General features: G+C 64.8%; 18 protein-coding genes. 13 read left to right on the forward strand and 5 right to left on the reverse strand.

Translation table 11 applies throughout. The features are described 5' to 3' along the window. Positions 1 to 13: 13 nt before the first annotated feature. The 6 genes from ACH438_RS39700 (at position 14) to ACH438_RS39725 (ending at position 4733) form a co-directional block, all read left to right on the forward strand. Positions 14 to 745, forward strand: a complete 732-nt coding sequence (locus tag ACH438_RS39700; RefSeq protein WP_397015159.1) for a hypothetical protein — start codon at positions 14 to 16, stop codon at positions 743 to 745. 113 nt (positions 746 to 858) lie between these two features. Beyond that, complete coding sequence (locus ACH438_RS39705; RefSeq protein WP_397015161.1) at positions 859 to 1119, forward strand: hypothetical protein; 261 nt, start codon at positions 859 to 861, stop codon at positions 1117 to 1119. A gap of 152 nt (positions 1120 to 1271) precedes the next feature. Further along, positions 1272 to 1712, forward strand: coding sequence for a hypothetical protein (locus ACH438_RS39710; RefSeq protein ID WP_397015163.1), 441 nt, complete (start codon positions 1272 to 1274; stop codon positions 1710 to 1712). 157 nt (positions 1713 to 1869) lie between these two features. Continuing rightward, on the forward strand, positions 1870 to 2433 hold the full coding sequence (locus ACH438_RS39715) for a hypothetical protein (protein ID WP_397015165.1): 564 nt from the start codon (positions 1870 to 1872) through the stop codon (positions 2431 to 2433). Positions 2434 to 2538: 105 nt separating this feature from the next. After that, entirely contained in the window at positions 2539 to 2961 is a 423-nt protein-coding gene (locus tag ACH438_RS39720; protein WP_397015167.1) for a hypothetical protein, read from the forward strand. Between the two features lie 107 nt (positions 2962 to 3068). Further along, the gene (locus ACH438_RS39725; protein WP_397015169.1) at positions 3069 to 4733 is read left to right on the forward strand and encodes a DNA cytosine methyltransferase; all 1665 of its coding nucleotides are present in this window, start codon (positions 3069 to 3071) and stop codon (positions 4731 to 4733) included. 136 nt (positions 4734 to 4869) lie between these two features. Here ACH438_RS39725 and ACH438_RS39730 read toward each other — a convergent pair whose 3' ends face one another. Next, entirely contained in the window at positions 4870 to 5079 is a 210-nt protein-coding gene (locus ACH438_RS39730) for a cold-shock protein (RefSeq protein WP_397015171.1), read from the reverse strand. A gap of 397 nt (positions 5080 to 5476) precedes the next feature. On the opposite strand from ACH438_RS39730, the gene ssb reads away from it, so the two are divergent. The 4 genes from ssb to mobF all read left to right on the forward strand — a co-directional run bounded on the left by ssb (position 5477) and on the right by mobF (position 12213). Beyond that, positions 5477 to 6118 carry a single-stranded DNA-binding protein gene (ssb, locus tag ACH438_RS39735; RefSeq protein ID WP_397015173.1) on the forward strand — a complete coding sequence of 214 codons (642 nt, stop codon included), beginning with the start codon at positions 5477 to 5479 and terminating at the stop codon, positions 6116 to 6118. Between the two features lie 276 nt (positions 6119 to 6394). Then, positions 6395 to 6526, forward strand: a complete 132-nt coding sequence (locus ACH438_RS39740) for a hypothetical protein (RefSeq protein ID WP_397015175.1) — start codon at positions 6395 to 6397, stop codon at positions 6524 to 6526. A gap of 101 nt (positions 6527 to 6627) precedes the next feature. Next, positions 6628 to 6948, forward strand: a complete 321-nt coding sequence (locus ACH438_RS39745; protein WP_397015177.1) for a hypothetical protein — start codon at positions 6628 to 6630, stop codon at positions 6946 to 6948. Positions 6949 to 7464: 516 nt separating this feature from the next. Next, complete coding sequence (mobF, locus tag ACH438_RS39750) at positions 7465 to 12213, forward strand: MobF family relaxase (protein ID WP_397015179.1); 4749 nt, start codon at positions 7465 to 7467, stop codon at positions 12211 to 12213. Positions 12214 to 12290: 77 nt separating this feature from the next. Here the strand turns inward: mobF and ACH438_RS39755 are convergent, their stop codons facing one another. Genes ACH438_RS39755 through ACH438_RS39765 form a run of 3 tightly spaced genes read right to left on the reverse strand, consistent with a single transcriptional unit; the run spans position 12291 to position 14932 of the window. Further along, the gene (locus ACH438_RS39755; protein WP_397015181.1) at positions 12291 to 12977 is read right to left on the reverse strand and encodes a cysteine hydrolase family protein; all 687 of its coding nucleotides are present in this window, start codon (positions 12975 to 12977) and stop codon (positions 12291 to 12293) included. 41 nt (positions 12978 to 13018) lie between these two features. Further along, positions 13019 to 13810, reverse strand: a complete 792-nt coding sequence (locus ACH438_RS39760) for a GNAT family N-acetyltransferase (RefSeq protein ID WP_397015183.1) — start codon at positions 13808 to 13810, stop codon at positions 13019 to 13021. A gap of 21 nt (positions 13811 to 13831) precedes the next feature. Continuing rightward, entirely contained in the window at positions 13832 to 14932 is a 1101-nt protein-coding gene (locus ACH438_RS39765) for an AAA family ATPase (RefSeq protein WP_397015185.1), read from the reverse strand. Positions 14933 to 15108: 176 nt separating this feature from the next. On the opposite strand from ACH438_RS39765, the gene ACH438_RS39770 reads away from it, so the two are divergent. From ACH438_RS39770 to ACH438_RS39780, 3 genes are all read left to right on the forward strand, one after another. Further along, positions 15109 to 15933 carry a nuclease-related domain-containing protein gene (locus ACH438_RS39770; RefSeq protein WP_397015187.1) on the forward strand — a complete coding sequence of 275 codons (825 nt, stop codon included), beginning with the start codon at positions 15109 to 15111 and terminating at the stop codon, positions 15931 to 15933. Further along, positions 15896 to 16528 (forward strand): HD domain-containing protein, encoded by a 633-nt coding sequence (locus tag ACH438_RS39775; RefSeq protein WP_397015189.1) that lies wholly within the window; start codon positions 15896 to 15898, stop codon positions 16526 to 16528. Before ACH438_RS39770 ends, ACH438_RS39775 begins: the two co-directional genes overlap by 38 nt. Before the next feature lie 239 nt (positions 16529 to 16767). Continuing rightward, positions 16768 to 17484: a DDE-type integrase/transposase/recombinase gene (locus ACH438_RS39780; protein WP_397015191.1), complete on the forward strand. Its 717-nt coding sequence runs from the start codon at positions 16768 to 16770 to the stop codon at positions 17482 to 17484. A gap of 27 nt (positions 17485 to 17511) precedes the next feature. On the opposite strand, the gene ACH438_RS39785 is transcribed toward ACH438_RS39780, so the two are convergent. Then, entirely contained in the window at positions 17512 to 19563 is a 2052-nt protein-coding gene (locus ACH438_RS39785) for a recombinase family protein (protein WP_397015193.1), read from the reverse strand. Position 19564 lies beyond the last annotated feature (1 nt).

Genomic DNA, 19564 nt, shown 5'->3' on the forward strand with positions numbered 1-19564 from the left:
CCGAGGAGTGCTCATGCCACTGCGCGCGCCGCAGCTGTCCAGGCCCGCGAGGTCCAGCTCGACTCCCACTGCATCGCAACCGTATTCACCGTCACAAGCTCGGCCGACGGCATCGCCCATCAGGCCGATCTCGCTGTCGCGGACTCAGCCCCGAGGGGATCCGAGGTCATGGGATCCGATCACCGCAGCGGGGCTCTCACCTCGCCGCATCGCCAACAACATTGCTCGAGTCTTCGCCGCCGCGACACCCGCCGATCTCGACGCCGGACACCGCTGGTATCCCGACGCCCGTGCTCTCGCGGTCCGCCTCGCCGCCGAGGGCGGGGTCACCATCGAGACCGCCGCGATCGTGCTGGCGCACCTTTCGCCCCGCACCCCCTGGGCGCGCACCATCGGCTTCGCCCATGTACTGCTGACCAACGGGGAGGTGCGCGGGGCGATCGGCGCCAACGTCGCTCGTGCCCGCAACGCGCTCGAAGCCGCCAATCCTTGGACAAGTTTCACCGCGACCGCACCGAAAACCCGCGCGTTCGCTGCCGCAATCCTCGGTGACCCCGACGCCATCGCGATCGACGTCTGGACCGCCCGCGTCGCCGGAATCCCCCACCACGACCGCTACCTGCGCCGTGTCGGCTTCTACGACACAGCCGCCGACCTCTACCGACACGTCGCTCACCACTACGCGATCACCCCGACAGTCCTGCAAGCGGTCACCTGGACCGTCATCCGCGGCAAACCCAACTGATCACCGCAACCCCGCCGCCACACGACCTCCTGTCCACCTCCGGAGGGCTTCGCCGTACGGCTCAACCCGATCCGACAACACCAACCCCGCGCAGACAGAAGGGACACCTTGTCATGGGTAAAGGAAGCACCAAACGCACTGTGCAGCACTTCAAGAAGCTCCCCGACGGTTCGATCGGATGCTGGACCTTCGGATGCGACAGCCCCGCGACCCGCTGGATTGATATGGAGCGGTACGGCATTCGCCGTTGGCTCTCCACCGCGTACTGCGACAGCCACGGCGACTACGAGTTACGCGATCCGTCCCATCCCCGCCGCATTCGGCCCATCCCCACCAACCATCGCGATCAGAGCCGCGGCCCCGATCCGGACTAGGCCCACATGCCCGCCGCGATGACCTCAACCACCGCCCGACCCAAAGACCCTAGGCAGAAACGCATTTCGGCAACATCTGGTCGCTGCTGCGGTCGGTATCACTGCCAACCCTCAACCCTCCGCAATTACTTCCCTGGAAGGAGCGCGTTCCGATGAGTTCGATCCAGTTGTGGTTTCCCCTCACCGAGGTCGTTGTCCTGGCCGATCATGCGATGGCCGCCCCCGAGCACACAAGTTCCCCGTATGGTCCCGACGATGCTCCCGCGGCACCGGCGCTGGTGTGGGTCAAGGACGATGGGACCTACTTGATGAGCAACGGGCGACCACGCCAGCTCGCCGATCCCTCCAACCCCACCGGCTCCTCGCGAGTGGTCTACGCCCACGGCTGGGGCAGCGGAACCGGCCCGATGATCGGCGACAGTCCGGTCGGTGGTGACGACTTCGCCGAATACATCACCCTCACAGAACAATTCAACCCGACCAATCGCATCATCGATCTGATCCGCAAGTACGCGCCACGCGACGGCTGGATGGTTCTCACAGTCAAACCGGGACAATTCGAGATCTCGTTCACGCTGTCGCACCCGCACTAGCGCGCCAGAGGGAAGCATCCCCCCGTCTCAGCCGAACCCGACAGGCAGACCGCCCGGGGCGGTCACTGCCCGACCTCCGTACACAACAACCTCCCGTGATGGGTCGGCCGCACATGCGCCCGGTCCATCTCCGTATTCCTGAAGGGATTGATCAGCAATGGATTTCGATTCGATTGGCACCGCCACCGTCGAACTATTGTTCCGCCAGGTCACCACCAGTTGCGGCGACTACGCCCACCAGCACGAGTGGACGGAACAGGAAGTCGCTGCCGCACAGCAGCGCCACCCCGGCCAAGCCGATGTGTTGTTCCACGCGTTTGATCTGATGCACCTGACCAATGTCCGTCTGTGCTGCGAGATGCTGCTGCGCGCGCATTGCCGGGAGCTTCTCGACCGCGTCGCCGCTGGTGAGGACACCCGTCCCGGTACTGCGGTCGAAGTCCTGCTGCTCGTCCACGGCACGAGCCTCACCGCCCCGCTCACCCCCGCGGCGGTCGGGCTGTTCCTGCGGATGTGGAAAGCCACCGCGCTGCCCGACCCGGATCACCACATCGCGAACCTCGATCACTACGAGGCCACTGTCGGCACCCGCATCGACGAGTTCGAGGTCGACGCCCGCGAAACCCAGCGGCAAGACCAGCGGATCCCGGACCCCCACCCCGACTGCACGGGCGAGCATCTCGAACAGCCGGTCACCTGCCGCTACGCGACACCGTCCTAATCCCCTGCATAACGTCCGACCTCCCGATGTGTCGCCCCACCCGATTCATCACCGGATCCCACTTCCCCTGAATCCAATCTGGCACTGCGAGAAAGGAATTCACCCATGACCGCCATTCACTGGTCGCAGGTACGCGGCCTGCGCATCGAAGTCCACCGATCATTGAACGCCACCACGACCGGCATCACCGCCAGCCACGATCAGCTCACCGTGGTCGGCCTCATCGACGAGACCAGCGGCGGCAAGGTCCTACCAACTTTGTTCTGGCGGCTGTCACCGCTCAGTGATGACGCCCCGCCCGTGGCAGTGCACATCGCCTACCGCGACAGCTCCGAACGCGGGCGACCGCCCAGGAAGTACGCCTACCTGGCACCGATCGAGCTCGACCCGGACAAACCAGCCATTCTCCACGCCGCCCACGGTGGTAACTACGCCGGCGGCGGACCGATCTTCACCGACCCCATCGAGGTAGCGCTCGGCTACCCACCCGGACTCGTCCTACCGGTCTACGACCACGACCCCTACTAGCCACTCACACCTCGATACCCACACGGCGAAGGGCCGGGCAGTCCTTACCTGCCCGGCCCTTCGCCGTGTCTGCCCACTGCTTCCAGATGCGAAGGGAGACAACAGCAATGCTGAAAGCGATGTCGTGGTTCTGCGGCGCCGGTGGCGACTCGCAGGCGATGGCCCAGATCCCGGGAGTCGACATGTTCTTCGGCGCGAACCACTGGGACCGCGCCATCGAATCGTTCTGCTTCAACTTCCCCGCCGCGGACTACTGGTGCGGCGACCTCAACACCACCGACGGCCGAGACAGGGTCGCGACATTACCTGTCGCGGATATCTTCTGGGCCTCCCCGGAGTGTCCGCAATGGAGTTGCGCACAGGGCAAGAAGCGCGATTACGACGCCACCATGCAGGGCGACCTGTTCGATACTCCCCGCGACGAGGAAGCCGACCGCAGCCGCGCCCTCATGGAAGAGATCCCCCTCTACCTGCGCGCAGTGATCGCACGCGGCGGACGGATTCGCGCCGGGGTGGTGGAAAACGTGGTCGAGGTCCGGCAATGGGACAAGTGGCCACACTGGCTGGCTTCGATCCGCGAACTCGGCTACGAGACACATGTCATCGCGATCAACAGCATGCACGCCCAACCCTCACGCACACCGGTCGCGCCTCAGTCCCGCGACCGGCTCTACGTCGCGTACTGGGACAAGAAGCTGGGCCGGACACCGGACTGGTCGAAATGGCTGCGCCCGATCGCGTATTGCCCCAGCTGCGACGAATGGGTCCCCGCCCTACAGGTATTCAAGACCCCGGGCGCGGACATGGGACGTTATCGCCAGCAATACCTCTACCGATGCCCTCACACCAGCTGCCGCAACACCATTCTGGAGCCACCCGCTGCCCCGGCCGCGAGCGTCATCGATTGGTCGATGCCCGGCCAGCGCATCGGTGACCGCGACCGCCCGCTCGCCGAGAAGACAATGGCCAGGATCCGAACAGGGTTGCAGCGCTACGCCATTCCGCTCACGGTCCCCGCAGGAGGCACCTGGCGCGACACGGCCAGTCCGGTCACCCAACCGTTCAGCGCACGCACCACCCGCGACAACGACGCCCTGGCCATCCCGGCCCCGTTCCTGGCGCTGCTGCGGTCCGACCGAGCCCGAACCGTGGCCCTGTCCGACCCGCTGGCCACCATCGTCGCCGACGGCAGCAACCATGCCCTCGTCGTGCCGTGTGAAGGCCGCGAGGGCAAGGAAGCGGTACCGGCAAGCCTCCCGCTGCGCACCCAGACCACCCGCGCCGAAACAGGAGTCGCCTTCATCCCGTTCATCGCCGAACTGCGGGGCGGGGCATCCGACGCCCGATCGACTCGAGAGACGCTGGCGACCGTCACCGCGAGCGGCAATCACCACGGCCTGGTCACCCCCGACCAGTTGCCCGAACAGGTACGCCAGTCCCTGCTCATGCCCTACTACGGCACCGGCCAAGCCCGCCCAATCGGCAGACCAGTCTCCACAGTGTCCACCCACGATCGTTTCGCTCTGGTCAATCCCGACACCTTCGGAGCGATCGATATCGAGGACGTGCGATTCCGCATGTTGGAGCCGCCGGAAATCGGTTTGGCCATGGCATTCGGACGCGACTACGTCGTGTTGGGCAACAAGCGTGAACGGGTACGCCAGTACGGCAATGCGGTCACCCCGCCCGCCGCCGAAATCATCGTCTCCGCACTCGTGGAAGCCATCACCGGCGAACAGATGGAGCGCTGGGCGACCCCAGCCGCGGCATAACTCAGCAAAGGGTCCCGGGCAGTCCTTACCTGCCCGGGACCCTCCCACCATATCTATCGAGAAGGACTCGTCACACGGAGGTCAAATCTCAGGCTCAGAAGCGCGGATCAACCCTGTTCCGTGGTTGCCGTTCGACCTACTGTTCGAGGACCACAACGTTCTCGGCCTGTGGCCCTTTCGCCCCTTGCACCAGGTCGTATTCGACCCTGTCATTGTCCGTAAGGGATTTGAAACCGGAGCTCTGAACCGCAGAGAAGTGCACGAAGACGTCCGGCCCGCCGTCGTCCTGAGAAATGAATCCGAATCCCTTGTCCGCGTTGAACCACTTCACGGTTCCTGTCGCCATCGAACTTCCTTCCCGTCGGTGTTCTGCTGCTCGATCCATGTTCCCCTACTCGACTTTGAGGGAAGAGAAAATGGGAGTCCCCCGCGCGGCGTCGCATGCCGGGCATCGACGAGTTTTCAGACAAGCAGTCGAGACACCGCCGCGACGTGTAGTCAGGCGTGCGGCCGCCCCAGCCTGAGCACGCTGCTGGCCTAACCTGTTCCGTCCAGCAACGAGGGGCAGATGAGGTATGTGGGTCATCGGGCGCGTCCCGGAGTCCCGGCGATCTGCCCCAAGGGGATCAGGGGTGGGCCGGGCTCACCGATGAACCTGCGTCACCCAATGGGGATCGCCGCAAAAAGCGCGCGGCGATCCCCATTGCGCGCCGCAGAACCCCCGCCAGCCCGGCCCACCCCTGATGGCGGAGCCGCAGATCGCCAGCCCTCCGGGGCACCACCCGATCACGGGATTTCTCCGTATCGGGATTCCGGAGGAACACGGCGGTCTGTCTCTCGCTCTTTCCCTTCGTCTCAAGGAGTGCATCGTCATGGCTGGAGAACTCATCGTCACCGTTATCGGCAACCTCTGCGCTGATCCGGAGCACAAACTGTTGCCTAGCGGCCAGACCGTCGCCAATCTCACCGTCGCACAGAACTCGCGTGTCTTCGATCGCGCCTCGGGCGAATGGCGCGACGGCGCAACAATGTTCATGCGCTGCTCGGTCTGGGGCGAGATGGCCGATCACACCGCGGCCAGCCTCGCCAAGGGCATGCGCGTGCACGTCACCGGTCGGCTGCGCCAGCGCAAGTACGACGACCAAAACGGGATCACCCACTGGATCGACGAGGTAATGGTCGACGAAATCTCCGTATCACTGCGGTTCGTCACCGTTGCGGTCCTCGTCGATGAACGCGAGGACGCCGCCCCGGTCGAGTTGGACGACGACCCTCACGCGACCACGCCGGTGACGAAGAAGGCACCGGCGAAGAAGATGCAGCCCGCCCGCCGCGGCAAGCCTGCCCTTGTCGGTGCCGGAGTCGGTGACCAGCCCGACTTCTAATCACTCGCCGCTCCTACCCCGGGGCCTTTCTGCCCCAACGCTCCGACCGAACCCGCCCGTGGCGATCGCGGGCGGGTTCGGTCCGGGCCCCAATTCCGTTCGGAGGTGGCCATTATGCCTGCCCACCACACCCCGGCCCCTCGCATGCCAGCCGCTTCGGGCCACAATCGTTGCCCTGTTGCCGGGTGCGATCTCGGTATCTGCACGGCGCTGGTCTTGTTCCTGTCTGCGCATCTGCGAGCTGTCGAGTCCGAGAACCGAGCACTCGCACAGCAAATGCACGAACTCATTCAGGCTCGTGACGATCTGCTCGATGCGGTCAACGCCCATGTCTACTGCGCGCATGAGGAGCGGCTCATCGGTCAGGCCCGCTTCTACGACCGGCCTCCCCGCACCACCCGCTCTTGATCGAATCCAGTTCCCCCGATCCCGATGTCTACCGGCAGGTACCGACGTGCAATGGAAACACCATGCTCCATGCCCGCCGCGTTGTTGGAAGGAGTAGTCCGATGGGCCTGATCTGGCTTGCCGCAATTGCCATACTGCTGATGATGTTGCTGTACTGCGTCTTTCCCCTGCTCGCCCGCTTGATCGGGTTCTTCATCATCTTCGACTCACTACTCGCGATCGTCCTCATACCCGCCCGCGCGATCCCGGGCAGATTGTCCGAGCTCGCGCTCGGCTTCCTCATCTGGCTGATCGGTCACTGGGCGTGGGCGTTCAAACACGGCGTCTGGGACTCGCGTCTGGCGCTGCGTGTGTTCAGCCTGCCCGGACTGCGACGCCTGATCCCCCGTTCCACTCTCATCTACGACGACTCCCACCGGTGAATCCACCCCTCCGCTTTGCGTTCCGACTACGGACCCGTGTTGCTCTGCGATGCGCAGTAGTCGGCGTACTCGTCCGGCGCTCAGCCCTGTGATCTCGCGCAGCTCCGCTTCCCCCAACCCCCGCTCGTGTAGCCGACTCAGTGCGGCCCCTGCGCAGACTTCGGCTTCGGTCTCACTCTGTTGATAGCGGGCATTCACTGCGGCGATCGCCGCCTCCCGTCGATGCGCCGCGCGTTCCCATCGGCCGTGTTGCTTGCGGAACTCCGTCAGATCGGTTTCGTTCTCCCGCAGCACGCTCGCCCGCTCAGCCAGCAACCGCGCTGTCACCTCCCGCGCCCACTTGCGCGCATTCACTCTCTCAGTCATCGCGATGCTCCCTTCGCGTCCAGTGAGCGTGCTGCGCCGGTTCTCGGCTCACGCGCTCATTCAATTTTCCTCACCTCTTCACTTAATTCCAGAATTCCATTCCAGCCCCCATTCAATCAACCTTCCAGAACCGCGCCCATTACATCCCATATGGGCTCTCATCCTCCCCCATTTACACCTCTTGCATTTCCAATGCTACTGGCGGGTAATGTCTTTTCCGGATTCGATTCCGGCGCTATCTTCGATAGGGTGATGACCCTTCACCCGCTCCATGCAGGCGATGGCTATCTGTACCTGACCAGGCAGGTTGCCACCGGCGATCGGTTGCGAGACCGCACTCGGGACCTCACCGCCTATTACACCGAGCACGGTACCCCGCCGGGTGTGTGGATGGGTCGCGGCGCGGCCTCGCTCGGCCTGTCAGGAATGGTGACAGAAGCGCAGATGCAGGCATTGTTCGGCGAGGGGTTACACCCCGATGCCGATGCGATTATTGCGGCTGCCATTGCGAACGGTAAAACAGTGAAGCAGGCTCTCGAGGCGGCTCGGATCGGGCGAATGTTCTACGAATTCTCCACTGAGCCCTCGCCGATTCGGGACATCACCGACCGCCTGATCGCCGAGTTCACGGCTAGCCAGCGCCGCCGCCCCGATTGGGACGAACGCACGATCCTGCGCACCGATGCGGCCCGGGAACATCTCACCGATGCGTTGGGTCGTCCTCCGACGCGCGCCGAGATCGAGCAGGCGCTCGCCGACGAGAAGGCGGGCACCAGGAAGGCGGTGGCTGGGTTCGACTGCGTGTTCACGCCGCAGAAATCGATCAGCATCTTGTGGGGACTCGGCTCGGACGCGGTACGCCGCAGGATCTGGCAGTACCACGTCGAAGCAGTGCGAGAAGTGTTGGAGTTCGCCGAATCCCGGTACGCGGTGACCCGGCGCGGCGCGGACGGGGTAATGCAGATCGACGCGACCGGGCTGATCATCGCGGCGTTCACGCATTTCGACAACCGGGCCGGCGATCCGAATCCGCACACGCACGCGGTGCTGTCGGGCAAGGTACTGGGCTCCGATGGCAAGTGGTCGGCGTTGGATGCGCGCGCCTTGCACGCCGCGGCGGTCTCGCTGTCGTGCCGCTACAACGCGACCATCGTGGGGAAGTTGAAGCGGCGCATGGGGTTACGGTTCGAAGAACGCAGTCATGGTCGCGGCAAAGAACCCGTCCAGGAAGTACTCGGCGTCGGCGATGACCTGATCGCGGAATTCTCGCGCCGCGACCGGATTGTCGCCCGATTCGAGCAGATCGTCGCCGACTACCGCGCCGCCCACGGCCACACCCCCAGCAAGATCACCCAATACAAGTTGGCTCAGCAGGCCACCCTCGACACCCGCGTGGGCAAACCGCTGCCCAAAACACTGCGGTCGATGATCGCCGAATGGGACGCCCGCTACCGGTGCCTGTTCGGACCCGACCGAAGCGGGCAGCAGTTCGTCGACCAACTGCTCTGGGAGCACAACCATCCTCAGGCGAGGGCGTTCGAATTTGACGACGCCGTCGTCGCGATCGGTGTCGAGCTCGGCGGGGCCGAAGCATTGCTGGCCGCCACACCGCAACAGAGACAGCAAGCCATCTCCGCGCAGCTCACCCGGTTTCATTTCGAAACGCCCCAAGCTGCTGCCGATGCTGCCCGAGTTCTGTCGAAACGGCTGGCGTCGGATCCGGACGATACGGTGCTCGACCGCATCGATGCCGCCGTCTTCGTGGCGCGCCGGGCGATCTACGATCCGGTCGCGATCGCCACCGAGGTCGCCGAGACCGTCGCGCGACGGCGCCCGACCTGGACCGAGGCCAATATCCGCTCCGCGGTCGAAGATCGAGTCGGGCTCTGCGATTTCCCCAGCGACGACGCGCACCGCGCAGCGGTCGAGGCCGTCACTATCGCGGTGCGCGATCAGCATTCGATACTGCTGACCGTCGACCCCGATCCCGTTCCAGCCGCGATGGCCCGCGCGTCCGGCGAGAGCATCTTCACCGCCACTGCCACCGCACGCTGGACCAGTCGCACCGTCCTCGATGCCGAAACCAGGCTCCTCACCGCCGCCCGCACCCCGAACACCGAGGCCCTCACCACGCGCGCAGTCGACAAGACGATCCGCCGGATGCAGCGCGACGACGACCGGGTTCTCAACCCTGGCCAGCGGGCCATCGCACAGTATCTGTGCACGGCCACAACCCAACTCGCGGTCGCCATCGGTCCCGCCGGCAGCGGCAAGACCACCGCGATGAAGGCAGTCGCCACCGCGTGGCGTGACAGCGGCCGCGATGTCATCGCGCTGGCACCCTCGGCCTCGGCCGCACGCGAGTTGTCGGCCAGGCTCGGTGTCCCGGCCCGCACCATCCACAAACTGCTCGCCCAGGATGCCTTCGGCGTGCCCACCGGCATCACGCCCGGCGCCATGCTGCTCGTCGATGAAGCGGCCATGGCCGCCACCTTCGACCTCGACGCCCTGCTGCGCCTGGCCACCACCGGCGGCGCGGTCATCCGCTGTGTGGGCGATCCCGAACAGCTCTCTGCCGTCGAATCCGGCGGCATCATGCGCACCCTTGCTCACGACAACCGCGCCCCGTCCCTTTCCCAGCTGGTGCGCTTCGCCGATCCCGAGGAAGCTGAAGCCACCCTGGCCGTCCGAGTCGGGAAAGCCAAGCAGGCGTGGGAGTTCTACGACAGCCACGCCCGCATCACCCACGGCCTCACCGAACAGTTACGGGCCCACATTCTGTCGGCGCACATGGCCGACACCGACGCCGGAATCCCCTCGGTCATGATCGCCGCGACCCTGGTCAACGTCTCCGCACTCAACACCGCCGCCCAAGCCATTCACCTCACCGCCGGCCGTGTCCGCGCCGATCGCGGCCGAATCACTTTGTCCGACCGCAACACCGGACACTGCGGCGACACCATCGTCACCCGCCGCAACAGACCCGACTTCAAGATAATCGGTGGCCACCGCCACAACACTCAGGTCGAAAACGGCGATCTGTGGCGCATCCGCCGCATCCACACCGATGGCTCGATCACCGCCACCGGTATCGGTCACCGCGGACACGTCACCCTGCCACCGGACTACATCGCCACCGAGGTCGAACTCGGCTATGCCACCACGATCCATCGCGCAGAAGGGATCACCGTCCGCCACGCCTACACCCTGCTCGACGACACCCTCGGCCGAGCACTGGCCTACGTCGGCCTCACCCGCGGCTCCGAACTCAACCAGATCTTCCTGGCCACCGATGCCCTCATCGACATCTCCGGCGACGTGCAACCCGACGACCCCCAAGAACCCTTCCGCTGCTTCGCCCGTGTCCTGGCCCGCGAGGACGAAAACCGCTCCGCCACCGACATCATGCGCGAAGAACAAGCCGCCGCCGACCGACGCATCCGCACCAACTACCGCCACGCCATCCAGCTACTGTCCGATGCCCGCGGCCAATATCTGCTCGACCGAGCACTTCCCGCCATGTTCTTCCACGAAGCCAAACAGTCCCCGAACTATCAGGACCTGCTCGACACCATCGCACTAGCCGACGCCCACCACCTCGACACCGACGAACTCGTCACCGCCATCGCCACCAACAATTACGAAGACCTCGGAGAATCACTGGCCAACGCCCGCGACACCGCCGCGGTGCTGCGTGCCCGCGCCGACCGCTGGATCCAACAACGCCTCGCCCCGATCCCTAACCCGCTGGCCGTCGCACCCGTCGAGACCCTCACGACCGCAAGCCCGCAAGCCCTGACCGACCTCGTCGCCCGCCTCAACACATTGCCTGTCCTCACCACGCCGGCCGCGAAACGCTTCCGCGCTTTGCGTGATGCGCCCTACTCCGGCCCGTGGGCACCAGTGCCCACATCGTGGCCCGGTGCCGACATCGATCTCGCCGACTACGCACACGAACTGCACCGACGTCTCATCGGTCCCAATGCAGAGACGGTCCTTCCTACCCCGCCCTCCCCGTGCCCTGCTCCTGCCCAGTCCAACGAAGACAACAACCCCGGCCCCATCCCGACCTCCGAGATCTTCCCCCCTGCCACATGCGTCGCAAACGCCGAAACGCTGTGCTCAATAGACATATACGACCCTCATGCGCTCATCGCACAAGCCAACGCCGCTGAAACCCTTGCGGCACCGCCATATTGCGACAGCAACACCGCAGCCCCCTCCAATTGGCCTCCCAGCAGCCCTGAACGGCTGGAGAGGATGCGCGCGGATTATCACCACTACGTGCGGGAACTCGCCAACCAGCACACCGACCGGTGCCTGTACATCGCTCTGCCCGCCGTGCTGTACCGGTCGGCCGGCAATTCGAGACACTGGCCAGCTCTACAGGAAACCATCGCGCTCGCCGACGCCCACGGCCTCGACACCAACACTCTGATCGCGGCCATCAGCACCGACAACTACAGCGACCTCGGCGCATCACTGCTGCTGGTACCCGATCCCGCACGCGAACTTCGAGACCGCGCCGACAACTGGATCCGCCAGCACCTCTCCGACCTCGGAGTCACAGACACCGATATCACCAGCGAAGCCAAACCTTTCAGAACACTCACCGATCTGCCGTACACCGATGAACTCCGGCCCATACCTGATTACCCCTACTGCGATCAGCAACTGGTCGAGTTCGCGCGCGAAATGCGCCGCCGCGTAGAACAAGCGCGACAGAAGCTACCCACCAGCGCTGCGCGAAAACTATCCCCGGCAGCGATCGACCACCCGATCACCTCGCCCCCAGCCGGCACTCCTCCTACGACGTCGACTCGAAGCAGACCCAAACCCACCCGTGCGCGTCGAAAGCCAAATCCGCCCTCGACCACTCGACGCCGTAGACGACTGTGATCAGCGCAAAGCCGCAACGGCGAGAAGCCTCAGAGTGGGTCAACGACTTCGGTTCATCCAAGCCCCTGAAGGCATCATCATGGTGCGATATTCACCACTGCTTCATCCCAGTACGAAGAGTCACGTCCGTAGTTCGGGGTGGTGTAAGCGCGATCCCATGGGGCGCCTTCGGCTAGGAGCTCGCGCCACGGTGCGACTTCGACGTACAGGACCCGCATCGAATTCAACGCGGCAAAGTGCAGTGCCGGACCGTCAGTGGACACCGCATCCTCAGCGACAGCAACGTCCAGATTGTGCTCCAACGCGCCGCGCACGGTCGCCTCGATGCACACGTTGGTCTGCAGTCCAGCAACCAGAAGTCTTTGTGCCCCCATGCTTCTCAAAATCGGACCGAGCTCGGTGTAGGCAAAGAAATTGTGCCGTGTTTTCTCGAGTACGAGATCTCCCGGTCGCGGCGCGACCGCATCCAGCAGCTCGCCGCGCCATTGCTGTTCCTCCACGGAGAGTTCTGGTAGCCGATCATGACGGGTACGCCAATGCCGGGCGGCCCGTGGGTTCGCGGCCAGCAATCCGGCCGTACTACTGACTTGCCGTGAATACACCACGGGCACACCAGAATCGCGGGCAGCATCGAGCAGGTCCGCACATTCCGCGACCACCTCGTCCAGTCGCCAGATCGGCGGCCACCCGAGAACATCGCGCACCCGATCAGGCGAAATGTATCCGTTCTGCATATCGATCATCAGCACTACAAGGTCAGACATCTGCGCCCTCTCCGTTCACCCACCACGCTCGCGCGTCGCTCTCACCCGATGCCGTGTCCGCTTGTTCCGGACGCGTTCTTACCTTCGCCCGGCCATTTCCCGCTCATCATTCGATGAGTCGTCGTGTACCCCAGGCGTCGATAGATACGGCGGGCGGGGTGGTTCGGATGCCAGTGGTGCAGCGCGCATAGTTGATCGCGCGCCGCGAGTGAGCGCCGCGTCAGCCAAGCACTGACCGCGACGCCGATGCTCTGCCCTCGGGCCGAGGGTAGGGTCGCGACGGAACCCAGCCAGCCAGCGCCGCCGATCCGGCGGCAGTAGGCCCCGCACCCCACCAGAACACCCGCGCTGTCACGGACTCTCGCCCATACCTCGATTCCCGCGTCGCCGGGATGCACCGAGTGCGTCGGGTTGGCACGGGTGAGCAGTTCAATGATTTCGCCGTCACCAGCCGGACTTGTTGTCATCGCCACAACGCGCTCTTCGCCGGGCACCAGTGCCAAAGTCCCCACCTCCGAGCCTCTCACCATCTGATCCCACTGCTCGTACTCTCCGAGCCTGATACCGCCCAGATCTGTTCCCCTAGGTACCGAGATCCCCTCTGGTCGGCTGGGCAACTCAGCCAAGGCGTACAGCAACAGCTCCGATGCGCCGGGACCGATCACCGTTAGCCAGTCGACCAGACCAGGACCCTCATCGGATCCCCCAAAAGCGACACTGCCGTCGGTACTGGCCCACGCCACGGTGTGCTCGTGCGGCTCGATACTCGACGAGAGCAGATGATCCGCGGCCGCAGTTGCCGACAGCTCTATACCGGATTCCAGACGTCGCACTCGCACCGCTCTAGTGTCACCTCAGACGGCGGTCACAACGACCGGATCGAAGTCCGTCGGCTCGGACGGAATGACCAGATCGACTACGGAGTGGGCGATTTCACGAAGGTTGCCGTCCAAGACGGCTGACTGGTAGGTATCCCAGTCAGCCAGTTTGGGTGCGTCACGTGCTTCGCCGCGAGCGGTCATCCGCGAACGGATCTCAGCCGAGGAACAGTCCATCCACACGGTCACCACGGGACTCGGGCTGCTTGCCCCAGACAATCTCCGGAGGTGCTCGCCCAGCGGAATTTCCGCCTTCGCAGCCTGATGAATGAGGGATAGGAACGGTGCATCCAAGACAATCGGGTGTTGGCGCGCGATTGTGAAGCCGACACGAACCAGACCCTCGTAGATGCCTGGGGCGACCACTGTCTTGTAGTCCTGACTGTCGCGGTCGAACGGATTCTCCGTCAGGCGCGCCATCACCGCTTGTTCCAGCGTCGGCGCGAAATCATCTTTGTCCAGCACACTGGCGTCAGTAATGGAGGCGACGAACTGTGCCGCGGTCGACTTCCCGGAGGCGGGGAATCCGCAGATAGCCAAGATGCCCTGGCCGTCAAGACTTTTCGCGCTGCTGCGTAGGAGGGACTTCATCGTCCCAGGCATCTCGGCGACCTCTTGCGGCAGGGATCCCCGCCACCACGTCAGGAACTCGCGGATGCGGGCCAGAGGCATGGCCCCGCTGTTGGGCAGCGAACGCAAGCACCCGTCGGGGGTGGCTGCGAGTTCCTCGACTGTGGTGAATCCGGCGCGCATCAGCATGTTGAACTCATGAACCGTTCCGGTGAGTCGATGAAATTCGGCGGCCATGGGCTGCAGCGGTGTGGCCCCCTCGGCCATTGGCTGTAGCCGCCAGTCCTTGACGGCCGAATCAGCGAGCAGACGAAGACATTCCGCAGCGACCACGCCACGGCCGAGCACGTGCAGCACCTGTCGACCGGGGAACCGTAAGAAGACAACCTCGCCGTCGCCACGGCTACGCCAGTAGTGATGCACCAGATGGGGATCCGCCTCGAAGTGCCCGATCGCGTCCGTCAAGATCTTCAGATCGTTCCATCGACGATCGAACTCGCTCGTCACGAGATCCAGTCCACCACAACAACAGTCACGAGGGAGCCGGATCGCAAACGTCCGAGCCTTCCGCTCGTCGCCAGCCGCGAGTATGCATCGGCACCAGCTGACCCCTCAATCGGCGGTGGCACTCGCGCCTGATCGGGCATTCTTGACACGGCGGGGCATTGGGAGGAGTCGTCGACATGCTGGTCAAGGTTCTGTCCGACCACGGGAGAGACCAACTACAGGTCGCCGGACAGCAACTAGAGAATGCGTCGATGAATCACGCCGCCTGGCAGAGCTATTACGACCAGGCGTGCGATGAGTTGCTGGCGGCACGCCGCGCGAAGCCATTGTGGAGGCGGATGCTCGCCCTATCCTCTGTGCAGGAGCGGGACGCGCAGGATCGTGTAGACGGGGCCACCCGGCAAGTCGCTTTGTCGGAATCCAACGCGCAGGACGCCTACAACCGGGTTCAGCAGCAGAACGCGGGCGTATACGGCGAGGAACTGCTCGCATGGGGTTTGTCCGGCCTGGCCAACGAGTGGGTTCTGTTGCGCGGATACCGTAATCGTCGCGGCGAGACGGACGGCGTGCTTGTCGGTCCGCAGGGAGTCTGGGCTATCGAGGTCAAGCGGCGGCGAGTTCAGCTGCATGCTGTGGGCGATCAATGGTGGTACAGACGTCTCAGCGCGCGCGGCCAGGTGTACGAATCGGAGTGGGCGGTCGACAGTGCCGGCCGCAGCTGGCCGCGCCAGGTCAACGACATCGCTAGCGATCTGGAGGGCTGGCTGCACCGCAACGGGCACCGAATTCGGGTACGGACCGCAGTGATGCTGATGCACGAACAGGCACAGATTGTCGAATCTGCCAGTTCGGCAGTTGATTTCGTCGGAACAGATCCTGCTCTCCTCATCGAGGTCATCGTCCAGATTCCTCCGACCCCACTTGACCAGGACGCCTGCACCGATATCGCCCGACTGATCGAACGTGACCATCGATTTCACGCCAGCCGCCGTAGGCACTGACCCCTGGAGCGTCAATGGCAACCACCATCAACAGATCGACACCGCACGACAACTGACTCAAGCCGAACTCGCTCAAGCCCTGCCACGGCGATGGAACCATAGCCAGGGCGTCGCACGCGCTGCGGAGAGTCTGCGCCACATCGGTGGCCGCGGAGATCTTCTGGTCGCGGCCGCGTGGCTTCACGACATCGGATACGCACCGCGACTGGCTCACACCGGCTTCCATCCGCTCGACGGCGCACGATTCCTGCGTGACGCAGCACCAGACTTGGACCCTCGGATCGTGCAGCTGGTGGCAAACCACTCTTTCGCCCTCCTCGAAGCCGAGGAACGCGGACTGCGTGGCGAGTTGGAAGGAGCGTTCCCGATACTGAACGACGAGCTGCTGGTCGCTGCCCTGGTGTACTGCGATATGACCACCACACCGGATGGCGATCCCACAACCGCCGACGCGAGGATCAACGAGATCCTCGCGCGCTACGGACCCGACACGGTCGTCTCGCGATTCATTCGCCGCGCCACACCCGCCATCCAACACTCAGTACACCTGGTCCAGGACCGCATCGCGGAGGCCAGTCAACCAAATCCGCACTAACGCGAGCGGGATTGCCGTGCCACGCACCACCCAGATCCGCACATACACGATCCGACAGCTGCCAGCGGGCGAGCGCCCGCGAATTCTGCAGTCCCGCAACGTCCGATCGCGTTGTCGAGGGCCAACTGTTCCATCCGAGTGTCGTCGCAGAACCGGCGGATCACGAGAATGTCGCGTCCGGCTGAATACTGACCCTCTGATTCCGGGTGAATTCTGACCCACCTGTGAACGATCATGAGGTGCTGAACGTGGAGGACTGGGCGGAGATTCGCCGGTTGCATCGCGCTGAGGGGATGGCGATTCGGGCCATCGCTCGGCAGATGAAGGTCTCGAAGAACACGGTCAAGAAGGCGCTGGCGTCGCATGCGCCGCCGCAGTATCAGCGCAAGCCGGGCGGGTCCGCGGTGGACGAGTTCGAGCCGCAGATCCGGGCGTTGCTGGCGGAGTTTCCGGGCATGCCGACGACGGTGATCATGGAACGTGTTGGCTGGCAACGCGGCCGGACGGTGTTCTTCGAGCGGGTGCAGCAGTTGCGGCCGTTGTTCCAGCCGGTGGATCCAGCATCGCGCACTGAATATCAGCCCGGCGAGCTCGCGCAGTGCGATCTGTGGTTCCCGCCCGCGGACATCCCGTTGGGGTTCGGGCATGTCGGTCGGCCTCCGGTTTTGGTGATGGTGTCGGGCTATTCGCGGATCATCACCGCGACGATGATCCCGACGCGTCAGAGCCCGGACCTGCTGGCCGGGCATTGGGCGTTGATCTCCGGATGGGGGCGGGTTCCGCGAACATTGGTGTGGGACAACGAGTCCGCAGTCGGGCAGTGGCGCGGCGGCAAACCGCAGCTGACCGAGACGATGAACGCGTTCCGCGGATCGCTGGGGATCAGAGTGATCCAGTGCCGGCCTCGCGACCCGGAGGCGAAACCTCGGGTTGCATACTGCACCTTTCTCGCGTGATTCGATGGTTGTTGCTGTTGATGCTGGTCAGGGCTGTTGGGTGGGTGGTCGGCCGATGCGGGGTCGGTCGAGTGGGTTGTCCGGATTCGGTGGCGGGTAGAGGTTTTCGCCTTTGTCGTTGTAGGTGACCGCGGCGATGATTCCGGTGCGTCGCCAGTACTTCAGGGTGGACAGTGCGATCCCGAGGTGGGCGGCCATTTCGGCGGGGGTGAGCATGCCTTGGTCGCGTAGTCTTTGGCGGCGGGAGCGTAGCCGGTAGGCGCGGATGATGTGGTCGATTATCTTGTGGTGGAACGGTTCTCCGGTCCCGGAGCGCATTCCGCGCTGGTTGAGGATGGTGGCGATCTCGCCGCTGATGTGGTGGTCGAGCAGTTCGTCGATGAGGGTGACGGTCTCGGTGGGGGTGCGGCGGGCTTCGGGTCCGGTTTTCGGGACGGGCATGGTGAGGGTGGTGTCGGTGCCGGCGGGGAAGCGGATGTGGGCGGTGATGGTGTCGCGGTCGCGGGAGACGGTGGCGTCGGACAGCAGCAGCCGCGCGATGCGTTTGCGTTCGCGTGCCGGGGTGTCGGGGTCGTTCCAGATGGCGGGCAGGTCGGTGACCAGTTGGTGGATGCGGGCTCGTTGGGCGTCGGTGAGTTGCCCGGTCTGGGCGGCGGTGGCGGTGTCGTAATCGCGTTGGGCAGTGTTGAGTTCGCGTAGCGCGGTGTTCCAGTCGGCTTCGAGGGTGTCGGCGACGAGCCGGTTGGTGGGGTCGACGGCCAGGTAGCGGCGTCGGGCGAGGTCGGCGAGGTATTGGGCGCGTTCGACGTGGGCTGCGCGTAGTCGGTCGGCGTCGTCGGCGCGTTGTTCGAGTTCGGCGGACACGGCCAGGGCTGCTTCGACGGCCAGCGGGGTGAGGGTGTCGATGAGCAGTTGCCCGATGCGGGTGTCGAGGTCGGCGCCGGGGATGACGGCGCAGATCGGCTGGGCGGTTTCGATGCCGTCGCGTTGACAGACGTAGGTGGGGAAGTCGCGGCCTCGGCGGCGGTGATACCGCACGGTCATGCGTTTGCCGCAGCGCCCGCAGGCGATCATGCCCTGTAGCAGCGCGACACCTTCGCGGGGTGGCCCGGCGACGCGGTCGCGGCCGTGGGCGGCGGCGTTGGCGGTCAGGCGAGCCTGGTTGGCGTCGAACTGGACGAGGGTGATGTAGCCGGGATGAACATCGGGGATGAACGAAATCCATTGCTCGCGTGGTAGTTTCACCGACGATCCGGTCGCTGAGCCGGGGCGGCGGCCGTGACGGCCGTAGGTGAACGCGCCGGCGTAGCGGGGGTTGTGCAGCACCCTCAGCACGGCGTGGTGTTGCAGGGGCTTCCAGTCCAACTCTCCCTTGCGGGGGCCTTTCTGGTGCCGCCACGGGAACGACAAGCCCGCGGCGCGGAACGCTTTGACGCAGGCCGTAGCCGATCCGGTCGCGGTGAAGGTGTCGAACAGCATGCGCAGCGCCTGCTGCACGGCCTGGTCGGGGTCGAGCACGACTCGGTCGGTGCCGTCGTGGACGAGTCCGACCGGTAGCGGGGTGATCAACTCCCCGCGGCGGGCCTTGGACAGGACCCCGCCGCGCAGCCGCGCCTTGATGAAATGCAGTTCGGCCTCCGACATCTGGCCTTTCATACCCAGCAGCAGCCGGTCGTTGAAATCCCGAGGGTCGTAGAGACCGTCCTCGTCACAGATCAGGGTGCCGGTCATCGCGCAGAGTTCGAGGAGTTGGTGCCAGTCGGCGGAGTTGCGGGCCAGCCGCGAGCATTCCAGGCCGAGCACGATCCCGGCCCGGCCGAGGGACACTTCGGCGACCAGGTGCTGGAACCCTTCCCGGTCCGCGGCGCTGGCCCCTGATAGGCCCTGGTCGACATCGATGACCTGGACCTGGTCGGAGGCCCAGCCCAGCGCGATCGCCCGACCGCGCAGATCGTATTGGCGGTGCGCGGATTCGGTGTGATGCAGTACCTGTTTGAGGGTGGACTGGCGGACATACAACAGCGCGTCCTTGCTCAGGTGCATGGCGGTCACCTTGGTCGCTGCGGCCTCGACGAACATG

Origin of the sequence: Nocardia sp. NPDC020380 (genome assembly GCF_044386975.1) — a bacterium.
Classification (GTDB): Bacteria; Actinomycetota; Actinomycetes; order Mycobacteriales; family Mycobacteriaceae; genus Nocardia.